General features: G+C 32.5%; 19 protein-coding genes and 6 tRNA genes. 14 read left to right on the top strand and 11 right to left on the bottom strand.

Annotated features, from left to right (window positions below; all coding sequences use genetic code 11):
* Window positions 1-78 precede the first annotated feature (78 nt).
* On the top strand, window positions 79-987 hold the full coding sequence (pyrB, locus tag ACS5L2_RS08055) for an aspartate carbamoyltransferase (RefSeq protein WP_459201490.1): 909 nt from the start codon (window positions 79-81) through the stop codon (window positions 985-987).
* Between the two features lie 159 nt (window positions 988-1,146).
* Entirely contained in the window at window positions 1,147-1,533 is a 387-nt protein-coding gene (locus tag ACS5L2_RS08050; RefSeq protein ID WP_459201489.1) for a 30S ribosomal protein S8e, read from the top strand.
* Between the two features lie 76 nt (window positions 1,534-1,609).
* Here the strand turns inward: ACS5L2_RS08050 and ACS5L2_RS08045 are convergent, their stop codons facing one another.
* From ACS5L2_RS08045 to ACS5L2_RS08035, 3 genes are all read right to left on the bottom strand, one after another.
* The gene (locus tag ACS5L2_RS08045; protein WP_459201488.1) at window positions 1,610-1,795 is read right to left on the bottom strand and encodes a hypothetical protein; all 186 of its coding nucleotides are present in this window, start codon (window positions 1,793-1,795) and stop codon (window positions 1,610-1,612) included.
* A gap of 250 nt (window positions 1,796-2,045) precedes the next feature.
* Window positions 2,046-3,215, bottom strand: coding sequence for a bis-aminopropyl spermidine synthase family protein (locus ACS5L2_RS08040; protein WP_459201487.1), 1,170 nt, complete (start codon window positions 3,213-3,215; stop codon window positions 2,046-2,048).
* Window positions 3,216-3,323: 108 nt separating this feature from the next.
* A tRNA-Phe gene (locus ACS5L2_RS08035) sits at window positions 3,324-3,397 on the bottom strand.
* 116 nt (window positions 3,398-3,513) lie between these two features.
* Here ACS5L2_RS08035 and ACS5L2_RS08030 point away from each other — a divergent pair.
* The 6 genes from ACS5L2_RS08030 to pdxT all read left to right on the top strand — a co-directional run bounded on the left by ACS5L2_RS08030 (window position 3,514) and on the right by pdxT (window position 4,680).
* A tRNA-Asn gene (locus ACS5L2_RS08030) sits at window positions 3,514-3,590 on the top strand.
* Window positions 3,591-3,628: 38 nt separating this feature from the next.
* A tRNA-Ile gene (locus tag ACS5L2_RS08025) sits at window positions 3,629-3,703 on the top strand.
* A gap of 15 nt (window positions 3,704-3,718) precedes the next feature.
* A tRNA-Glu gene (locus tag ACS5L2_RS08020) sits at window positions 3,719-3,793 on the top strand.
* Between the two features lie 14 nt (window positions 3,794-3,807).
* Window positions 3,808-3,892, top strand: a tRNA-Leu gene (locus ACS5L2_RS08015).
* Between the two features lie 31 nt (window positions 3,893-3,923).
* Window positions 3,924-3,998: transfer RNA gene (locus ACS5L2_RS08010), tRNA-His, on the top strand.
* Between the two features lie 118 nt (window positions 3,999-4,116).
* Window positions 4,117-4,680, top strand: coding sequence for a pyridoxal 5'-phosphate synthase glutaminase subunit PdxT (gene pdxT, locus ACS5L2_RS08005; RefSeq protein ID WP_459201486.1), 564 nt, complete (start codon window positions 4,117-4,119; stop codon window positions 4,678-4,680).
* On the opposite strand, the gene ACS5L2_RS08000 is transcribed toward pdxT, so the two are convergent.
* The gene (locus ACS5L2_RS08000) at window positions 4,681-7,773 is read right to left on the bottom strand and encodes a hypothetical protein (RefSeq protein ID WP_459201485.1); all 3,093 of its coding nucleotides are present in this window, start codon (window positions 7,771-7,773) and stop codon (window positions 4,681-4,683) included. It abuts the gene before it with no gap.
* A 16-nt stretch (window positions 7,774-7,789) separates the two neighbouring features.
* Window positions 7,790-10,849: a hypothetical protein gene (locus ACS5L2_RS07995; RefSeq protein WP_459201484.1), complete on the bottom strand. Its 3,060-nt coding sequence runs from the start codon at window positions 10,847-10,849 to the stop codon at window positions 7,790-7,792.
* Between the two features lie 322 nt (window positions 10,850-11,171).
* Here ACS5L2_RS07995 and wtpA point away from each other — a divergent pair, with 322 nt between their 5' ends.
* The 4 genes from wtpA to ACS5L2_RS07975 all read left to right on the top strand — a co-directional run bounded on the left by wtpA (window position 11,172) and on the right by ACS5L2_RS07975 (window position 14,938).
* Window positions 11,172-12,221, top strand: coding sequence for a tungstate ABC transporter substrate-binding protein WtpA (wtpA, locus tag ACS5L2_RS07990; RefSeq protein WP_459202634.1), 1,050 nt, complete (start codon window positions 11,172-11,174; stop codon window positions 12,219-12,221).
* Window positions 12,222-12,303: 82 nt separating this feature from the next.
* A complete protein-coding gene (gene modA / locus ACS5L2_RS07985; RefSeq protein ID WP_459201483.1) occupies window positions 12,304-13,107 on the top strand; it encodes a molybdate ABC transporter substrate-binding protein in 804 nt (267 codons plus the stop codon).
* Entirely contained in the window at window positions 13,098-13,880 is a 783-nt protein-coding gene (locus ACS5L2_RS07980; protein WP_459201482.1) for an ABC transporter permease, read from the top strand. Before modA ends, ACS5L2_RS07980 begins: the two co-directional genes overlap by 10 nt.
* The gene (locus tag ACS5L2_RS07975) at window positions 13,877-14,938 is read left to right on the top strand and encodes an ATP-binding cassette domain-containing protein (RefSeq protein ID WP_459201481.1); all 1,062 of its coding nucleotides are present in this window, start codon (window positions 13,877-13,879) and stop codon (window positions 14,936-14,938) included. Before ACS5L2_RS07980 ends, ACS5L2_RS07975 begins: the two co-directional genes overlap by 4 nt.
* Before the next feature lie 4 nt (window positions 14,939-14,942).
* Here the strand turns inward: ACS5L2_RS07975 and ACS5L2_RS07970 are convergent, their stop codons facing one another.
* Together ACS5L2_RS07970 and ACS5L2_RS07965 are read right to left on the bottom strand one after the other, a co-directional pair.
* Window positions 14,943-16,133, bottom strand: coding sequence for an NAD(P)-binding protein (locus ACS5L2_RS07970; RefSeq protein ID WP_459201480.1), 1,191 nt, complete (start codon window positions 16,131-16,133; stop codon window positions 14,943-14,945).
* Window positions 16,134-16,185: 52 nt separating this feature from the next.
* On the bottom strand, window positions 16,186-17,412 hold the full coding sequence (locus ACS5L2_RS07965) for a proteasome-activating nucleotidase (RefSeq protein WP_459201479.1): 1,227 nt from the start codon (window positions 17,410-17,412) through the stop codon (window positions 16,186-16,188).
* Between the two features lie 300 nt (window positions 17,413-17,712).
* Between ACS5L2_RS07965 and ACS5L2_RS07960 the strand changes: the two genes are divergently transcribed.
* The gene (locus tag ACS5L2_RS07960; protein ID WP_459201478.1) at window positions 17,713-18,189 is read left to right on the top strand and encodes a multiprotein bridging factor aMBF1; all 477 of its coding nucleotides are present in this window, start codon (window positions 17,713-17,715) and stop codon (window positions 18,187-18,189) included.
* A 7-nt stretch (window positions 18,190-18,196) separates the two neighbouring features.
* Here the strand turns inward: ACS5L2_RS07960 and ACS5L2_RS07955 are convergent, their stop codons facing one another.
* From ACS5L2_RS07955 to ACS5L2_RS07940, 4 genes are read right to left on the bottom strand one after another with little or no spacing between them, the layout of a single operon-like run.
* Window positions 18,197-18,970 (bottom strand): isopentenyl phosphate kinase, encoded by a 774-nt coding sequence (locus tag ACS5L2_RS07955; RefSeq protein ID WP_459201477.1) that lies wholly within the window; start codon window positions 18,968-18,970, stop codon window positions 18,197-18,199.
* A 22-nt stretch (window positions 18,971-18,992) separates the two neighbouring features.
* Window positions 18,993-19,844: a methanogenesis marker 8 protein gene (locus tag ACS5L2_RS07950; RefSeq protein WP_459201476.1), complete on the bottom strand. Its 852-nt coding sequence runs from the start codon at window positions 19,842-19,844 to the stop codon at window positions 18,993-18,995.
* A gap of 26 nt (window positions 19,845-19,870) precedes the next feature.
* Complete coding sequence (locus ACS5L2_RS07945) at window positions 19,871-20,257, bottom strand: cell division protein SepF (protein ID WP_459201475.1); 387 nt, start codon at window positions 20,255-20,257, stop codon at window positions 19,871-19,873.
* A gap of 6 nt (window positions 20,258-20,263) precedes the next feature.
* Window positions 20,264-20,818, bottom strand: coding sequence for an Era-like GTP-binding protein (locus ACS5L2_RS07940; RefSeq protein ID WP_459201474.1), 555 nt, complete (start codon window positions 20,816-20,818; stop codon window positions 20,264-20,266).
* Window positions 20,819-20,894: 76 nt separating this feature from the next.
* Between ACS5L2_RS07940 and ACS5L2_RS07935 the strand changes: the two genes are divergently transcribed.
* A complete protein-coding gene (locus ACS5L2_RS07935; protein WP_459201473.1) occupies window positions 20,895-21,686 on the top strand; it encodes an HAD family hydrolase in 792 nt (263 codons plus the stop codon).
* Window positions 21,687-21,690 lie beyond the last annotated feature (4 nt).

Genomic DNA, 21,690 nt, shown 5'->3' with positions numbered 1-21,690 from the left:
ACCTCGTCTGCATATATATGTTGCACCATAATTTTATATATATTTAATTTATAACTAATGAAAAATGTCGGTGGTTTGATGAGGCATTTAATTTCGATGAGGGACATCGGTCGGGAAGAAATTTTAAATATTTTGGACGAATCCGAAAGAATGGAAGCTATTTTAAATGAAAAAGGTCACTGTGATTTTTTAAACGGGAGAATACTTGCAACACTTTTTTACGAACCATCAACTCGGACAAGACTTTCTTTTGAAACTGCAATGAAAAGGCTTGGTGGAAACGTTATCGGTTTTACGGATATTTCAAACACTTCTGTAACAAAGGGCGAATCTTTAACAGATACTATCAAAGTAATCAGCGGTTACAGTGATTTAATTGCAATAAGACACCCTTCAGAAGGGGCTGCAAGACTTTCAAGTGAAAATTCAAAAGTTCCTGTTATAAATGCTGGAGATGGGTCAAACCAGCACCCTACACAGACACTTCTTGATTTATACACGATTAAAAGAGAAGTTGGACACATTGAAAATTTAAAAATCGCATTTATTGGTGATTTAAAGTACGGAAGAACCGTTCATTCTTTGTGCCAGGCATTATCTCTCTTCAAGGGCGTAGAAATAAAATTAATTTCTCCAGAAGAACTTAAAATGCCAAGAGAAGTAATTGAGGACATTAGTGGAAAAATAAAACTTTTAGAAATGAGCAATGTTGAAATTGACGATGTTGATGTTGTTTACATGACAAGGATTCAAAAGGAAAGATTTGTTGATATTAATGAATACTACAAGGTAAAAGGAATATATCGGCTTTCAAAAGAGCACATTGGAAACAAAAATGTAGTTATCATGCACCCGCTTCCAAGAGTTGATGAAATCGATTCTGAAGTTGATACTCTTCCACAAGCAAGGTACTTTAAACAGTCATTTTATGGAGTTCCTGTCAGAATGGCGATTTTAAAGCTTTTATTTGAAGATTCGGTAAAATAATCAAACTATTATACTTATTTAACCTATTTTGAAATGCAGTTAATTTTTTATACTATCATGGCAATCACATATTATACTCGCATACTCTCTCAAAAAATTTGTTATATATACGGAAAAACTTCGATTTTTTTAAAAAATAAACGCAAACAAGGTGTAATCATGGCAATTTGGCAAGGAGCAAGCAGAAGACTCTCAACCGGAGCTAAAATCTGGAAAGCTTCAAAAAAACATAAAAGAGAAATGGGAAGACCTGCAGCAGAAACACAAGTTTCAGACAGAATCAAAAGAAAAATTGTAAGATGCAGAGGCGCAAACTTAAAAGTTAAGTTGGAAAAAACAAACTACGCAAACGTCTTTGATCAAGCAAACAAAGTTTGTAAAAAAGTTGCTGTAACAAAAGTTCTCGACAACAAAGCAAACAAACACTACATCAGAAGAAACGTTATGACAAAAGGCGCAATCATCGAAACAGAAATGGGTAAAGCAAAAGTTACCTCAAGACCTGGTCAAGATGGTGTTGTAAACGCTGTTTTATTAACAGAATAATTCTCTTTTTTTATTTAAAAAAGTTTTTTAAAAAAATAAAGTTCTTTTTTAGTTTTTTTTATTCTATTTGGGTCTGTTAGTCATCTGTGTATATTGCAGCAGAGTATGAACCTAAAATTACCCCAAGAATCTTAGAAACTGTAAATATTGTATAAACCACGCTATCCCCCCGTGCTTGATTAACCCAATCTACAAGTTCTAAAAACGGCCCCCCAAATATCGTGCCAATTATTACAAAGAATATATTAAAACATATGAGCAATATCAATCCACCGCTGATGAGTATTGCAAAAGTAAGTGCCCCCCAATATAATAACTTAATTACAAATATGGGCCAGTAAAAAATAAATTCAAGCAGTAAATTATTATTGGTATGCGTAAGACGATAATATAATCCAATTAAGGGAAATATTGCTATAGGATTCACTCCTTCAAAAATATAAATCACCCTGATTAATACTTTGTATTTAATATTGGCGATTGAATAATATATAATCGTTATGATTTGGTTTTTATTCTTTTACTTTAGCTCTTTTAACCATTGAAAATTTCTTTCCACCACATTCACAGGTTAAATCTTCGATTCTTTTTATTTCATTTCCAACTTCATGGATTTTTTTACAGTTCATGCACTGATAGTATCTTAAGGTTGGTTTTAATTCTCCAGTGTATATTTTTTCAGAATTAACTTCTATTTTTTTCAAGTTTTTACCAACAAGTCTTGCTAAAAATGTGGTGTTTCCAATAATTTCTGTTCCTTCATAGAAGTTAAATCCTGGAATAAGTTCGTAAATTAAAAAGTTCATATTGTTGATTGATTTTTGAAGTTCAATGTATTCTTCTACAGGCTTGTGGGAGAATGCAAGATACAATATTCCGTCGTTTCCAAGGGCTTCGATACCTCTTGACATGAAAAGTACTGCGCCGTTTAGTGTATATGGTGGGTCGGTAAATATTGTGTCAAACTTGTTTACAAATTCACTTGGAAGTTCATTTTTAAAGTCCCATTTTACAGTTCTAATGTTTAAATTCTCTTTTTTAGATACTTCTGAAATTAATTTTAAAAGTCTATCATCGATATCCAAAACAACAACTTCACTGCATAGTCCGGTCATTGCAGTTGGAATTGATGTAAGATCATCGTCCCCTACAAATAAAACTCTTTTTCCTTCCAAGTCTCCCCGATCAGCCATCATTGCAGCTCTCGCAGTGGCTGTTTCAGGCGTTGCAAAAGATTGGTCAATCATCGTGTTTACTTGGGGTCTTAATTTAGCGTAATTTTTGTGTTTTTTCAATATTTTTTCAAATTTTTCATCAAATACGATATTTCTTCCACTGCACACGGGACATTTCAAATCAGATTTAAGTTTAAGTCCAAGTTCTTTTTCAACAAAGTCGACACCTTCTTTGGAAAATACTGCTCCTCTATCGTCCCTTTTTAAGAGGGATTCTCTTTCAAGAATAGATCTAACTTTAGATACAATTGGAAGAGGCAGTTTTACATACTGACCTATTTTTTTTGTTGAAATTGGCTGATTTCTATATATACATCTTAAAATATCTTCAACAGCCCGTTCCCCTTCTGAAACTTTTACATTTTTTGCAATACGTTTTAAATATGATTTTTTAGCGTCAATTTTTAAATTTTCCGTTTTTTTACCCATACTTCCGATAATCTTCATTATTGCACCAGTTTATATTACAATAAAATAATAGCATCTTATTATTAAAAAATAACACATAAAACAGTATATCTAAATTAATAAATTAATACTCCCAAAATAAAAACGTGCCAAGGGGGTGATTCGAACACCCGACAACTGGATCTTCAGTCCAGCGTTCTCCCAGGCTGAACTACCTTGGCAATTTCCAGTTAAATCCACAATTAAGCATATCTTTTTTAGTATAAATACCTTACTACATAAGGTTTATATAGCAGAATGTTGATTGTTATTGTGCGGTCAAGTAGTAAGACAGCGAGCCTCCTTAGCTCAGTAGGTAGCAGCGACGGACTGTTAATCCGTAGGTCGCAGGTTCGAGCCCTGCAGGAGGCGCCATTTTTTCTAACAAATTATTCACTCTCAAGACCGGGTACGGGCCCGTAGCTCAGGCTGGTTAGAGTGCTCGGCTCATAACCGAGTGGTCATGGGTTCAAATCCCATCGGGCCCATATAATCTGAAACAAGCTCCAGTGGTGTAGTCCGGCCAATCATCCGGCCCTTTCGAGGCCGGGACTCGGGTTCAAATCCCGGCTGGAGCATTTTATTTTTAAGTGCAGGGGTTGTCGAGCCTGGCCAAAGATGCAGGACTTAGAATCCTGTCCAGTAGTGGTTCCAGGGTTCAAATCCCTGCCCCTGCATTATATCAATCGTAAAAGAATGATTTTTGTGGCCGTGGTAGGGTAGTGGCTATCCTGAGGGACTGTGGATCCCTCGACCCGGGTTCGATTCCCGGTCTCGGCCCCATTTTTTATTTTAGGAATATATATTTATTAATTTAGATATATAATTTATTATACAAATTTTTAAATAATGATTCAAAACTATTCCGTAATAAGTACAATTTATAAAAAACGGTGAATTTATGAAAATAATGGGAATACTCGGTATTCAGGGAGATATCGAAGAACATGAAGATGCAGTTAGAAAAATAAACTGTATTCCTAAAAGGATAAGGACTCTGGACGATTTAGACGGAATAGATGCTTTAATAATTCCTGGTGGGGAGAGTACCACTATTGGAAAATTGATGGTAAGTTACGGATTTATCGATAAAATTAGAAATTTAAAAATCCCGATACTTGGAACCTGTGCAGGAATGGTTCTTTTATCAAAGGGAACTGGAAAAGAGCAACCATTACTCGAAATGTTGAATGTAACGATAAAAAGAAATGCATACGGTAGCCAAAAGGATAGTTTTGAAAAAGAAATAATTTTGGGTGGAAAAAATATACACGCGGTATTTATCAGGGCCCCTCAAGTTGGCGAAATTCTTTCAAATAATGTAGAAATAATCTCAAAAGATGACGGAAATATCGTTGGTGTAAAAGAAGGAAATATAATGGCAATATCCTTCCACCCGGAACTCTCAGACGATGGAATTATTGCATACGAATACTTTTTGAAAAATTTTGTAGAAAAAGATTAATTATTGAATTTTAATCATTCTTCTTTTTTGAATTAATTCTGCTATTTCTGAGCTCACATATGGATTTGGACTGTTTTTAAATTCTTTTAATTCTTCAAACAAGTAATCCGGTATTTTATCTATTCCTTTTATTTTAAAGAATTTTATCAGGAATAGTTTGGAGTCATCATTTGAAGTTTTAAGGTATTTGAGGATTTGTTTACTAACATTTTCAAGCATTTCTTCGTCATCTTCAAAGTTACATGAGTATATTACTTCAAGAGCTTTTTTAAATATTATCCATTTTTTATCGTTACTTATTAACTTGAGGACTTTTTCATGAATTTCTGGGTACTCTGTGCATTTAACATTTAATTTTACCATGTTTGCAAGTGTTTCTAAGCTTTCAACCTGTATTTGTGGCGTATTTTCATCAAGAAGTTTTGAAACAAGTGGTAAATATTCTTCCAAATTTTCGGCCATCAGTGCTGCTTCTTTAAACCACGAAGTTTTTTTGGATATTATTGTTTTTAATAATAAAACGCCTTTGTGGGATAGGAATGGGTATTCTTCATTAAGGATGATTTTTGAGAGGTTTTTAAGCACTGATTTTTTGCAGTCATCAATTTCGTTTAATAATTTAACGTCATTTGATTTTAAATTATTTATCAAAGTGTCTAAAAGTATTATCGAAATTATTAAAGAGTTTTTTTCAGATTCCAAGATACTAAATTTCACGAGGTCGGAATATTCAAGATGTACATAGTTTAATGTTTCATAATCTTTAGTTAACAGGAATGTTAACGAATGATATATCTCCTGCCAGTTCTGGTTTTTAATATTAACCATTTCTGGTACCGGCTTATTATTCAATAAATAATTTTCAAGTTCGTGTTTTTCTTTAACTATTATAGTAGATTCGGCAGTATTCATTTTTTCGAGTATTTTTAAGGAAAGTTCTGTAATTTCGAGGTCTGCCTGCGGATATATCACGAATTCTTTTATTTTATTCGTGATTCTTTCACTAATTTTAAAATCTTCCAACATATATTCAAAAGTTTCATTTAAGGAATCTATTCTTCTTGAAATAATTAGTTCGCTTAAATTTTCATAAATAGTGTTTTCACGTGATTTTGGAACTTCTGGAAACTTTATTTTCAAACGGTTTAACAGGTTGTTTGCAATTTCAAAGTCGTTTTTAAGTTTACACAGTTCATAGATTATATTAAAATATTCTTCGGTTAAATCCTGTTTTTCAACGAATTTCAGTATTTTTAATATATTTTTATCATCTTTGGACCTGATATAACTTCTTAATTTTACTTTAATCCTGATTATTGCTGGTTTTTTAAATTCAAGAGTGTCAAGTACTTTTTCAAGTATTTCAAACCTTTCATCCATACTTTTAGACTTATAACCTATAAATTCTCCCGAGTTAGGGATTAATTTTAAAGTATCTTCACACATGGTTTGAACAATTTTAAAATGGTCTGTAAAATACTTTGTTATAAGGGCGCTTTGTAATTCATACTTTATTTCCTGATTTTTCAGGATTTCAGGATATTTTCTAAGCAATTTATTATAAAAAATTGCACAATCCTGTCTTATTTCCATATTTGGGTCGTCAAGGCCGGAAATAGCTTCTATTACCAAGCTTTCTTTAATTTTAAAATCTTTTTCAGCAATAATTTGAAGAACCCATATTCCAACAGATCTTACGAGGTAGACTGGGTCGTTAAGGGCCGATTTGATAACATCTTCGCTGTACTTTATTTCGTATGGACATGCATAAAGCAAATTTCCGATTTTTTTTCCAATTTCAAACCGGTATAACCAGTCTTTATTTTCAAAATCTTTTTCAAGCGTTTTTATTTTTTCAAACATGGCGCTTTTTGAAAGATTATTGTATTCAGCTACAAGGTTTTCGTCAAAGTGAGGGTTTTTTTCAGGGATTAATAAATCATATCGTCCTAAATTTACCAGTAATTTGATTCCGGCGTAGTAATTTAAGCTGTTTTTTCTAAATAACTTTCCAGTATCATTGTTTTCAAGAATTTTTTCAATATTTAAATTTATTTCATCTTCATGTAACAAAACAAACGAATTCAGCATTTCAAGCCCGCATGCACTGATTAAATAATTTTCATGTATTACATATTTTGTAACCAAATTTTTAATGAGTTTTAACGAGGTTTCAACAGGCATGTCTGGATTTACAATAATGGCCAGGTATATTGAAGTTAGAATTGCATTTGAAGCATTAATCTCGTTTATATTATCTAAAGCGATACCAATTGAAGAATAAATTTTTGAAATATCTTCTTTTTTGGATTCATCTAATTTTAACAAATTTTTATATTTTTTAAGAGTTATCGAAGAAATAAGTGCTATCTCAGGGTCAGAGTGAGTTACATAGTTTGAAATAAACAATAATTCATCGATACTAATTTCTTTTTTTAGGTTGAGGATTACTAATTTTTTAAATAAGTCTGTTTCATCAAAAGAGCTGTTTTCATCAATATCTGGTGATTCTATTAAAAATTTAAGGTCTTTTATAATCAATTTAGGGATGTTTTCAAATCCATCAAGTATCGCCTGAGCGAGAATTTTCAGGAGTTCGGAGTTTGAATGGAGCGAAATCATCGAGAGTTCAGGAAGCGAATTTTTAAGGTATTTTGGGGAATGTATTGAAACGAATCCTAAAACGAGGAGTGCCCTTGCAACTTCAAAATTGTTTTTTGAATATAATTTCGAGGTGTACTTTACTACTATGTTATCAATTACTTTGGGGTTTATTGAATCGATAATCTGTCTTGAAAACTCAGATACGAGGTGGTTTGAAAATTCGGTGTTTATATATACGTGTATTAAAAGTTCTTCGGTTTTTTTTGGGTATTTTAAAATAACACTTTTTATTGAACTGAGTAAGTTTAATAATACTGCAATATTTAAGTCTGAATTTAATAAAACGATTTTCTGTATTCTTTCTTCAATTTCATCTTCACTGAGGAATCCAAGAATTTTTGCAGCTTCTACTCTTTTTTTATAGTCCTCAGATGCGATATACTCATCAAAAAGTTTTACGAGGTCTTTTTCCGGTAGATTTTGGTACATATGTATCCCTTCTGGGTTAGTGTGTAATTTTTAGTTCGATTTCTTCAATTTCTCTTTTTATATCATAATTTTTGGAATTTTTAAGGCCTAAAAGTCTTGTTATTAAATCTTCGTTTAATTTGGATATATCCTGAATTTTAAAGAATCTTAACAAGATTAATTTGGAATCATCGTTTGAATTTTCGATTTTTTCAAGCATTAGTTTTGATGCAAAATTTAACATTTCGTCATTCATAGGGTAGTTTGCAAGTATATTCAAGATTTTTTTAAAATTTGTCCAGTTTGAAGTATTTAATAATGCAACGAGTTTTTCCGGAAAATCTTTAGAAAAAGTTACTAATTTTGAGTTTTTGGAATAATAATCGACTGCGCTTAGAGTTTCGCTGATTACTTTATCGTCGGGATAAGTTAAAAGTAAATTTAAAAATAAAGACCAGTTTTTATTCTTAGAATTGTCACTTATATTTTTTAAAAGCCACTCCGGTTTATTTTTAACGATTTCAGCGGTTAACAAAAGCGCGTTCTTGGATAATATCTCGTAATCCGTTGAAAAAATTAAATAATATAAATTATCCATGACTTTTGGATTATCGATATCGCTGCTGTTTAAAATATTTGAATTTGGGTCATTAACAACGTTTTTTAGAATTTTTAATATCATTGTAGTCAGGATTACTGATGGACGTTTTGAATAATCCAATAAAAAGTATAAAATATCGTTGAAATTAATTGATTTATAGTTATAGCCTGATTTTTTATGCAACTGGTGGCTTAATACCACGTATAGTTCTTTTGGAGACATCAATTTGATAGTTTCATCAGACTGTTCTTTAATTTCTTTTAAATCGTTTAAATAGGCATCAAATTCTTTTTTTTCACGAACAAGACGGCCACTTTCTATATCATTTTGTAATTCTAATATCTTAAGGCAGAGATCGGTTAATTTTTCATCCCTGTACATTACTAAAGTTTCTTTTACACTAATACCAATTTCATTATCAAGCTCAAATCCTTCGTTTAAATACACGAGAATTTCTTCCAATCCATCCTTTTTATATTCTGGAATCGGGTTGTTTAAGCTGTTTAATATCTTGTTTTCTATGGAACTTGGAATTAATATGGACCTTTGTTTTATATTATTTAAGAGATAATTTGCATCTTCATATTTTTTTAATTTTACAATCTCTTCAAGCAAATATGAGCAATCAAGTTCTGATTCACGTATTTTAAGGAATTTTAACATTTTTAAAATATTTTCTTCATCGTTTTTCAGGATGTAGCTGTTTAAATTTATTTTTAATTTTTCTAAAAACGTATCCGTAATTGAACTTTCAAGGAATGATTCCAAATACGTGTCCTTATCGGGGACATCATAAAACGTCTGGGAACTGTTTTCTAAATTTTTAGATATTTTATCCAAAAGATTTTTTATAACTATTTTTGAAGAGCTATGTTTTTCAGTTGCAAACTGATTTTCGAGTACTGATTTGATATTTAACGCAGTATTGCTATTGTTTAGTATTTTTGTTTTTTCGAATAATTCAGTTAATAATAAATAATATTCGAATCTTAATTCCCAGTATGGGCTGTTTAAACTGTCAATTATCTCTAAAATAATTTTTTCAGGAATTTTTATATCATATTTTACGAGTATACGAAGAATCCATATCCCAATGTTTCTGACGAGGTATACTTCATCGTGGTGAATCTGGCTTACGAGGTCAAAATTCATAAAATGCTTTGAAATATCAGAATGGAGAATGGTTCCAAATTTTTTTGCACTTTCGTAGCGGTCGAGCCAGTAACTGCTTTCAAATTTCTTTTCAGCAGATTTTAAACGTCTGTTTATCTCCACGTCACTCATGTATTGCAGTTTTAATTCAAGAGAATTAATTAAATATGGGCTTTCTTCAACATCCGGGATAGTATTATATTTTTCAAGTAAAAGGGGCATTCCAAAATGGTAACAGAGTGGATGTTCCTTTAAAATATTTTTAAATGGGTAATCATCAAACATTTCATCGATTTTTCCGTTTAAATCTAATTTTTCCGTTTTGTATAATGTATAAAGAATTTTTAGAGAATATGATTTTGATAGGTGGTTTTTTCTAAAAATATTCTTTTTTAAATAGTAAAATACCTTTTCAAAATCCACACTTTTAAGTTCTAAATTTAAAATACGACTTATATCAAGAATTAAATAGTATGAAACCAGTTGCGGTAGGTTGTTCATATGTTTTTTGTAAAATTTTGAAATTTGGGTATAAAATACCAGAGTATAATTTGAAAAAGTAGTTTTAACTTCAGAAATATTATTGTGAAGTGCTATTGCAGCAAGAAGTGCATAAAAGTCGTTTTCACTCGATAAATAAGGCAATAATTCAATTATCGTGTTTTCATTCATTTTTTTTGAAATTGCAAGGTTTATCAGTGCTTTAGAGATTTCAGTATTGGTTTTTGAATTATCCAATGGTTTTATATCCGTTTTTTCATTGAAAACAATGTATGAATACCTTAAAAGGTTTCTATCAAGTTCTGAAAAATCATCGAGGGTTCCAAGTGCGATTAGCTGTATTAACTGGGATTTATCATATGTTGAAACCATTACGATTTCAGAAAGTGCTTTATCCAAATATTCAGGACTGAATCTGGAAATTAAAGAAAGTCCAACGATTGATTTTAGCCTTTCTTCAGTATTTTTTGAATAAATTCCGTTCCTGAAATATTCAACGTGTCTTTCTATTACATCCGGTTTAAACGATTTTATTTCGTTTTTGGCATGCTCTAACAAAATATTATTCGAAAATTCCGTATTAAAGTATATATAACTGATTAATTCGCTAAATACTTCAGGAAATTTGTTTAAGATATTTGAAAATGCAGTTATTAAATTTAATCTTATTGAAATGTTTTCTTCTGCAGCAAGTTGTAAAATGGCATCCATCCGGCTTTTAATTTCATTTAATCCAAGTCTTCCTAAAAGTTTAGGTGCTTCTGTCTTTTTTTTGACATCTTCTGAGTTAATACATTCGTCAAACTTTTTTAATAATTCTTCTTCTGAAATTTCCGCATACATGGGCCTCACCAAAAAAGACTGAATAAAATTAAAAATACCGCGTTGAAATTATCGTTAGTATTTTTCTATTTTCCTACATATATCAATATTTCCATAAATTGGAGTTTAGCTTTCTGTTTTGAAAAAATCATGTTAATAGCATGTACTATCTGTAAATCTTTAAAAAAAGTTTTTTTATTTATGTATGGAGTAATTAATTTTGGTTAACTCATTTTAATCATATAATATCTTTAATTATAGTATATTACGCCCTAATTTATTTAGTAATGTATATATAATTTTTAGGCACATAAGATAGGTGTTAACCATAAATGGTGGTGGTATTTTGAAAAAATCATTAAATATCGTTGCAACACTCGGGATTTTACTCGTGCTCGCGTTCAGCGGATGCGTAGACCAGAGTGCTTCTGACTCAACTTCAGACGATGCAACTCCAGAAGAAAAAGTGTTAAAAATATTCCACGCAGGAAGTCTTGCAGTTCCTTTCTTGGAATATGAAACATTATATGAAGACGAATATCCTAATGTGGATGTTCAAAGAGAATCTGCAGGCAGTGTTGCTTGTGTTAGAAAAATTACTGAGTTAAACAAAACTGCAGAAATACTTGCTTCTGCAGATTACACGTTAATCCCTGACATGATGATGCCAGACTATGCAGACTGGTATGTAATGGTTTCAAAAAACGAACTTGTTATTGCATACACTGATAACAGCCAGTATCACGATGAAATTACTTCAGACAACTGGTACGAAATTTTCCAAAGAGACGGTGTAAAATACGGTTTCTCAAGCCCTAATGACGACCCCTGTGGTTACAGAACCCAGATGGTTGTTCAGCTTGCAGAAGCAGCTTACAACGATTCAACTATCTACGACAACTTAATGCTTAAAAATTCAAACTTTGAAGTTGACGAAAATGCAGATGGAACTTACCTTGTAAGAAGCCCTGCATCAATTGAAGTTAACGAAGAAAAAGTATTCTTAAGGAGCAAAGAAGTAGACCTCTTAGGTCCTTTAGAAACTGGTGCATACGATTACTTATTTATCTACAAGAGTGTTGCAAACCAGCACAACTTGTCATATATCGAACTTCCTAATGAAATTAACCTTGGAAGCTATGCAAATGCAGACGATTACGCTACAACAAGCATAATCTTAGAAGGACAAAACAGCACAATTCTTGCAAAACCAATCGTTTACGGAATGACTGTACCTTCAAATGCAGATGATTACGAAGAAGGAGTTAATTTCGTGAAAATGGTTTTAGAACACCCAGAAGTGTTCGAAAATTCAGGACAACCTGCAATCAGCCCAGCAATCGCTGTTGGAACTGTTCCTGAAGAATTAAGTGGCTTAGTCACAATGGGATAATTAAAATCCCTTATTTTTTTTCGCATTTTTTATTTTTGAGCATATGTGCGAAAATATTATTCCCCATAAATCCGGTGATACTTTGAAAAGAATATTGGTACTAGGAATTGTTGGAGTTTTACTTCTAACGTGTTTTTCAGGCTGTACGGATAATTCGGCAGATGCAGGTTCTGAAAAGATATACGATGGTAAAACATTAAGATTATGCTGTGGAGCAGGTTTGATGAAACCTATGAATGAAATAATCGCTAATTTTGAAAATGAAACTGGAGCAAAAGTTCAGGTTCATTATGGTGGAAGTGCTGAAGTATTCGGTGTTTTAACTACAACCGGCGAATGTGACGTATTTATTCCAGGCGCATACAAATATACTGAAGATGCAATGAAAGGCGGATATATATTAAATGAAACTGTTGTAAAAGTGGTTTACCACGTTCCAGTTATTGCAGTTCCTGAAGGAAATCCTAAAAATGTAACATGTCTCGAAGATTTAACAAGAGAAGATTTATCTGTTGTTTTAGGGGACCCGCAAGCATGTGCTATCGGAAAAACTGCTAAAAGCATATGTGAAAAGAACGGAATATGGGAAGACGTAAATTCAAATGTTGAAGTTTTCACGCCTACTGTAAACCAGCTTTTAATCTATGAAGCAACAGGACAGGCAGATGCAACCATTATATGGGAAGACATGGTTACATGGGCAGAATCAGAAGGAAAAATTGTAGTTATTCAAATACCAAAAGAACAAAATACCATAAAAACAATCCCTACTGCAGTTACTACATTAGCAGAAGACGTTGAATTTGCAAAAGCTTTCAATGATTATGTAGTTTCTGATGAATCATTCGAAATCTGGCAGGAGTGGGGTTTTAATCCATGCAACTAATTAATTTCAAAAAAATGTCAATTTTTCTGACATTTTTGTTTACATTTTTACTTTTTTTATCGATAAGTTCACTTGTTTTAGTTCCCAAGTTTGAAGACGTTTTTGCAGCGTTATTTCATCCCGAAATGATCTATTCTCTTAAAGTATCGCTATATTCTTCATTAATTTCGACAGCATTTGTTTTAGGGTTTTCAATTCCTACAGGGTATGCAATATCAAGATATTCGTTCCCCGGAAAAAGCATGGTAAAAGCAATACTTGATTTACCAATAGCATTCCCAGAACTCGTGTTGGGGCTTGCACTTTTACTTTTATTCGGTCAGACATTTATTGGAGACATTTTAAAGTTTTTTGGAATAAAAGTAGTATTTACTAAACTAGGAATAGTTGTAGCTCAGATTTTTACAGCACTTCCATATGCAATAAGGATTGTATGTTCTACTTTTCAAGATATCAACCCAAGATATGAACTCGTTTCAAGAAGCCTTGGATACAGCGAGTTTGAAACTTTTAAAAATGTTACCCTTCCAATGGCAAGAAGCGGGATTTTTGCTTCATCGATAATCGCGTTTGCAAGATGCATGGGTACGTTTGGAACAGTTTTGATGCTTGCAGGCGGGACGTACATGTACACAGAAACGCTTCCAATAACGTTGTACTTGAACATGTCATATGGGAACCTTGGGATGGCGATTTCAAGTGGAATTGTACTTCTAATGATATCCTTTATCGCGATTTTGATATTTGAGAAATACGAAGGAGGGAAATTTTGAGTTTCGTTAAAATTGAAAACTTAAATATCAATCTGGGCGAGTTTAAATTAGAAAACGTTAATTTAAGCGTTGAAAAAGGGGATTACGTAACGATAATTGGACCAACAGGCAGTGGAAAGTCCATACTTTTAGAAACCGCGCTTGGATTTTATACTCCCGAAACTGGAAAGATATTTTTGGAAGAAAAAGAGATAACAGGTTTAGACCCTGAAAAAAGGAATATAAGCATAATTTATCAAGATTATGCACTGTTTCCTCATATGACAGTTTATGAAAATATCGAATACGGCCTTAAAAAGAAATTGAATGATAAAAAAGTCATAAAAGAAGAAATTCTTCAAATAACGAAATTACTTGGAATCGATCATCTGTTAAACCGAAAACCTGAAACATTAAGTGGCGGCGAAATGCAGAGAGCATCCATTGCAAGAGGACTTATCATAAAGCCAAAAATACTCTTTATGGATGAACCCTTCAGTGCATTAGATGTTAAAACAAAAGAAAAGATAAGGGTACTCGTTAAAACCGCAATAAAAAAATATGGAACAACGGTACTACATGTAACTCACGATTTTGACGATATCTGGAGTCTTGCAGATAAAGTCTTGATCATGAAAGGCGGGAGAGTTTACCAGTACGGAACCCCTGAAGAAGTATTTTCAAGTCCCGCTTCTGAAATTGTTGCAGATTTCGTGGGCACAAACATTCTCGATTCAAAAGTGGAAGAAGTACAGGGGGGCCTTTCAGTTTTGGATGTTTTTGGAGTAAAGATGTATTCTTCAGATATTGCAGAAGTCGGCGAGAATGTAAAATTATCAATTAGGCCCGAAAATATAATCGTTGCTTCAAAATGTTTTGATAGCTCCGCAAAAAACGTATTTAATGGAAAAGTTACTGAAATTCAAAAAAGAGGCCATTTAGTCTGGTTAACTTTGGATATTGGTGGTGTTGATCTAAAAGTGCTTGTTACACCAAATTCTCTCGAAGCTTTGGAAATTGAAGAAAATAAAACATTATGTGTAATGTTTAAAGCAACGGGTGTCAAAATAATAAGATAATAATTTATTTTTTCAATTTTTCAATATGCTCTAAAACGGTCATAACACTCATTGCGACTCCTTCGACTTCTATTCCACCGATTCCTTTTACACCATCGCCAACGAGAAGTAAGTTATCTCTAACGATTGGATTTAGGTCAGTTCCATTTGAAGCATGGTTTACTGGCCAGCCATTACCGTAACTTTGGATGGATATTACTTCGTAGTCTTTTCCACCAAATAATGATTCAACGTCATTTAAAGCAAGGTTTATTTCTTCTTTAGTGTTGTTTTTGAGTTGTGTTGCGTGAAGCATTATTAAATTGTAGTCTTCTTTTGCCAAACTCCCGTCAACATTTGAAGGCTGGTTTAAACCGTTAATTCTTTCGCAATCTGTTGTAAATATGACGCTTGCACCGTCCACGAGACTTGATTTACTTGCAACGTTTATTTTTATTCCTTTTGATGGAACCGGTTCTTTTTCAATGAATTTAATATTTGACATATTTTCTGTTAATTTTGGAGAGGCGTTGCTTATTACAATATCAAAATGCTCTAAATCGATAAATGCGTTACTTTCTTCAACTTCGATTTTTTCTACAGCATGATTTGTATAGATTTTCCCGCCGTTTTTATTGATTATTTCAACGAGGCTATCAATAACTCCTTTGCATCCGCCAACAGGAATTCCGGGGCCCCCAAACTTATGATATAATCTACTTATTTCCATAATTTCTGACATTGGGGTGTCATATGCATTTAAACTTAAAGCCCAACCGCTAAATGAATTTCCAACAGCAAGAGCAAGGGGAATATCTTCTAAAAATTCACCAAATGGCATATTTTTATCAATTTTTCCAAGTTTTAAATTTGCTGCAAGTTTTATTCCTTTTAATTTTTCCTTTGTTGGTAAAAGTCCCAAAATGTCTTTATATTCGTGATTTTTTCCGTTTATTCTGAAGTACCCGTCAGGAACGGAATTTACTATTTTTACAGAACTTCCTGCTCTTCGAAGAGTCTGTGCTAAATACCCGTCATTTCCATGGGGTATCATGTGAAGTGCTCCGGTAGTCAATTGAAACCCTTTGTAGGGAATATTTGTAAATCTTCCTCCAACAAATGGAAGTTTTTCGTAAATTGTAACTGAGTGTTCTTTTGATAAAATTGCACCGCTTAATAGGCCCCCAAGGCCAGCTCCAATAATTCCAATTTTCATAACAATCACTTAAAAAATTTAAAATAAAAATAATTTGAAAAAATAGTAGTAATTATCCGTACATTACGGTTAATTGCGGCATGTCGTAGCTGCATTTTTCTTTTTTGCCAGTAACTTTTGAGATCGCTTCTTTGAAGTCATCCATTTTGATGAATTCTCTTTCTTCTCTTATTGCAAACATTCCTGCTTCGGTACATACTGCTTTCAAGTCAGCACCAACCATGTTTTCTGCAAGTTTTGCAACTTCTCTTAAATCCACGCCTTTAAGATTCATTTTTTCGGTGTGGATTTTCAAGATTTCGAGTCTTCCATCTTCATCAGGCATTGAAATTTCAATGATTCTATCGAATCTTCCAGGTCTGAGTATTGCAGGGTCTAAAATGTCTGGTCTGTTCGTTGCAGCGATGATTTTTACATCGCCTCTTGAATCAAAACCATCCATTTCTGCAAGAAGCTGCATTAAAGTTCTCTGAACTTCTCTGTCTCCACCAGTTAGTGATTCAGTTCTTTTGCTTGCAACTGCATCGATTTCATCAATAAATATGATACAAGGTGATTTTTCTTTTGCAAGTTTGAAAACATCCCTTACAAGTTTTGCACCTTCACCGATGAATTTTTTAACAAGTTCGGAACCAACAACCCTAACAAATGATGCGTTGGTTTCGTATGCAACAGCTTTTGCAAGGAGTGTTTTTCCAGTTCCTGGCGGACCGTAGAGCAATACTCCTTTTGGTGGAACAATACCTACTTTTTCGAATAATTCTGGGTTTTTAAGTGGGAGTTCTACTACTTCTTTAATATCTCTTATCTGGTTGTTCAAACCACCGATATCTTCAAAGGAAATGTCTGGTTTCTCCTCTATTTCCATTGCCATAGCTCGGTAGTCTTTTTCTTTAGGAAGTACTTCAACGATTGCAAGTGTCTGCTGGTTTAGACAAACTCTTGCTCCTGGAACAATATCTTCAGGGTCTACGAATTGTGAAAGATTTACAAGGAAATTTGGCCCTGTAGAACTTTTAACAACTGCTTTTCTTTCGTTTACCCTGTCAAGTATCGTACCAAGTATTAATGGAGGAATTCTTAATTTATCAAGTTCTCGCTTTAATATTTCATTTTCTTTTTTAATTTGTACATTCTCTCTACTAATATCTTTATTTTTTAATTCCAATCTCAAAACTTTGCTTTCTAACTCTGCAATCTGAGTTTTTTCTTTAAATTCTTTTAAATCCAGTTTATTTTTTTCTATGTCTGTGGAATAATCATCATCTGGGTAACTCATGATTTACCTCCATAATAAATATGATAAAAATGTGCTATATAGCGCTTTCTCATTGATTTTCTTTCTCGCAAAACAGTTTTTACACCTAATCGAAAACATTTATAACTTTTCAATAAGGGTATATGTTTATAATTTATTTGAGCTATATAAATTTATGGATATAATATATAAATACAAAAAATAGATACTATTAAATAATTGAAAATATATTCTCTAATGAAGCATTTACCATTTGAATGCTATGTAATCAGGATAAATTGGTTAAAACTATCTCTAAATTTGATATATTAAGGTGTAGGTATGCAATGCGAACTCTGCGGAAAAGAGGTTAAGAATATCATTAAAACAAGAGTAGAAGGCGTAGAAATGAATGTTTGCGAAGCTTGTGCAAAGTTTGGCATGTCGCCTAAAGGATATTCAAGAAAACCCAAGGCAGTATTCAAAACTGAAGTAAAAGAAAAACCAGTTAAAAGACCTAAAAAGGACATGTTTGATAATTTAAAAACTCTGGTCGAAGATTACGGCTCTCTGGTAAAAGAAGCAAGGGAAAAGAAAAACATGACTTTAGAGGAACTTTCAAGAGCTGTAGGAATTAAAGAATCTCTTATTCATAAAATAGAAAGAAACGAAATCGAACCAGAGGAAAAATACGTAAATATCCTCGAAAAAGAACTCGGAATTTCTTTCTACGAAGAAGGAGACTACAATTACGAAGCAAGCAATAATGAAAGTGATTTTACACTTGGAGACTTCATTAAAGTTAAAAACAGAAAATAATTTAAAATTAATTTATCAATGTTCCTTTTACATTTTTTAAAAGGGCATTGTATATATTTCTTTTTTTATTTCCATTGAAGATTATCGTTTCAATGCCTAAGTTATAACATTCCATTACTTTTAGATGCATTCCACCGGTTACATCTTCTTTATTTGATGGTTTCAACGATTTTAAAACATCTTCAATATTTTTTGAATTGATATTTTCGATTATTTTAAATTCTGAATCCCATACTCCATCGACATCTGACGCGTGAAGGCTTAAATCAGGATTCAATTTTTTTGAAAGGAATGGAAGTGCGTGATCTCCTGAAAAAATCTTGAAATTATCCGTTTTTTCATCAATTACAATATCGCCGTGAATTACTGGAATCAATCCCTTATCGAGCATTTTTTCAATTGCATTTGTGTCAAAATGTAAATTTGATTCACAATCAAAAGTAATAAACGAGGAAGCCTGAATTGAAACTGCAGGAATTTCAAAGTTTTGGAGTTCTTCAATTACAATGTTATTGAATTTACGCATTGCTTTTTGAATTTCCCAGTAGCCTTTACCCATGGCTTCAAATTTTCCGTCTTTAAGATATTTTTTTGCAACAGGGTGGCCAAAAGAGCCCCCACCGTGAACGATAATTAGTTTAAAATCTTCATTTTTATATTTGTAGTATTCAATCGCTTCTTTTATTTCAATCGCGATATTTTCTAAATTTTCCCAGTTTATCGAGTACGGGATATTTTTATCGCAGAGGATGCTCCCGCCTAGTTTTAAGATTGCAAACATGGATATACACCAATAAAAAAGATTATTGAGGAGGTTCTGTAAAGTAAGGTAAAGATTCATTTGTAGTTATCAAAATGGGCTTATCAATTTCTTTTAATCGTTCAAATAAAAGTTCTTTTCCAGAATTTGAAAGTGCAAATATTGGAACTCCGCTTCCAGCCTGAGCTTTTATATTGAGTGATTTTGATTTTAAAAGATTTTTAGATGCACACGCTGAAATTAAATCGATATACTGTAAGTATTCGTCGTAATCTGAAAGGTTTATTCCCGTAGTATGAACTCCAAAGGTTATGATTTTTACATCATTCTTTTCCAATTTTTTTATTTCAAAAGCATCTTTTAAATTGGAAACAGAAACTCCGATTTTTTTGTAACCGAGTTCAATTGCAAGTTTTACGCCATTGATCTGATTAATTGAAGCATCTTCTTTTGATAAAACTATTCCTTTAACTTTTTCAATTTTTTCAATTACTTCTTTTATCGGAGTAGTTTTGACAATTCCAGAAATTCTTCCACATAAACCCTGTACGAGTTTTGGATTATCTGTAACAACAGTTCCAGCACAGTCACTTACAACAACAACTGCATCTAAAAATCCTTTATTTAACGCACTCATGAAAATTTCGGAAGTTCCAAAACCAACAAAGGGAGCATCATCTAAAACAACCCTATTTTTTGTAAATAGCCCAAAACTTTCAATCCTAAATTCTACGTTTTTTTGGATTGATTCTTTGTTAATTTCTTTAATTCCACGATGTTTTGCAAAAAGAGGACAAAATGATAATATGGGATCGCTAACATCGACAACTTTCCCATTTTTTACGGTAACTTTCGCATTTCCGAGAACTTCCATTATGTGGATATCTTCATTCAATCGAGTCACCATTTAACTTAAGTTAATTATTCTTTAGCTTTAGTGGATTCTTCTTTTACCATTCTTTCGATTGTGGTGTTTGAAGGAACTGCTAAAACTTTGGATTCACAGAGTCTTACTATTTTTCCGCCAGTTTTTCCAACTTTTTCTTTTAAGCTGGATAAAATTTTTGCGTAGTCATCATCGAGGTCTCTTTCAAGGTTGATCGTGTTTGCAATAACTAAATAGCCTGCTTCAGTTAAAACAGCTATTTCAGTTGCATCTTTAAAGTCTTCTAAATCGCAAACTTTAATTTTTACAGTTTCAAGTCCTTCGTAGCCTTTTACTGGGAGCTCCACGTATTCTTCAATAGGCACTGGACTGCTTGTTTTTAATGAATCGCCTGAAATCATTTTTTTGATTTTTTTGAACAACACATATCACCTTCTTAATATTTCTATGACTGTACTTAGTAATTCCCCGATACCTTCGTATGTGGTTGAGGATGTGAAAAAAACCTTGTTTTCTAATCTCCCCTCAACATACTTTCGCAGATCTTCTCGTTTGGAATTTTCTATCAAATCACATTTATTGATAACTACTATAATAGGTTTTCGATATCGGAATTTCAATAAGTGGTGCAATTTTTCGAAACTTTTGAATAATTCAGTACTTCCATCGATTATATGTATTATTAAGTCCGAGTCATCAATTTCTTCATAAGTTTTTTCAAGAACGCTGCCGACCATAACAACCGATCTATTTTCTCCTGCATAGAGTCCACCCAAGTCTACAAAGGTAATTTTTGCAAAATCAGGATTAATTTTCTGTTTTCCTATTTTGATTTTTCCCCAAAATTTTTTTACAGGCATTTTGGTGGTTCCGCCAACTTCCGAAACTTCCGAAATGTTCTTTCCAAAAATGGAGTTTACAAGAGAGGATTTTCCAGAATTTTCCGGGCCGACAAGTGCTATTTTAAACTGAAGTTCTTCCATGTTTTATCCCAAAGTTTGTTAATTATAAATTATAATAATACATAATATTTAATGTATAACAATTTTTAGGGATAACATGAAACTCGCAGTAGTTTTTGATGCATCGGGCACTCTTGTAAGCATAAGAAGAATTATCAAAAATGTGGTTACTCAGAAGTTTCTGTGTAACTGCCAGACCGTGGATATTGTTGATGAAAAAAAGGGACGAAGTCTCGTAATTTTAAAAGAAAATCCTCTTGAAGTTTTGGATAATGAAAACCCTGATATTTTAATTTCAAGTTTTTTAAATAGTGTAAACTGGGGAATTTCGTACTGTAACCCGCCGATAGACCAATCAGGAATTTTCAAGGATAGTGAAACAAAATTAAAAGAACTTCAGGACCCGTTAAAAGTTTTAAAACGATTTGATATTGAAACTGACTACGGTTCAGCAATCATTGCAGATACAATAACCGGCAGAATAGAATATACTGTCGCAACGGGAGGTTGTATATTCCCGGAAGTTTCAAAAACAATTCGAACACTTGAAAATATGGGCGCATCTGTCTTTATCGCTTCAGGAGACAGTAGAAAATTCATAGAACGGCTTGGAAATATTGTCGGAGTTGAAAATAAGTGTTTAATGCCTGAAGCCCACCATAAATTGAAAAGAGACCTTATTTTAAATTTAAAACAGGATGGGTATAATGTTATAATGGTTGGAGATGCTTCAAACGATATTTTAGCAATGGAAGAAAGTGATTTATCAGTTATAACCCTTCAAAACGGAAATGTATCGAAAAAAGCGCTCGAAGCTGCTCAAGTAAAAATTGAAAATATTTCTGAAATAGTTAATGTCGTTAAAAATTACATAAATGAAAAAAAATAATTTA

Source organism: Methanococcus mangrovi (assembly GCF_054506835.1).
This window is presented reverse-complemented; position numbering and strand designations above follow the sequence as displayed.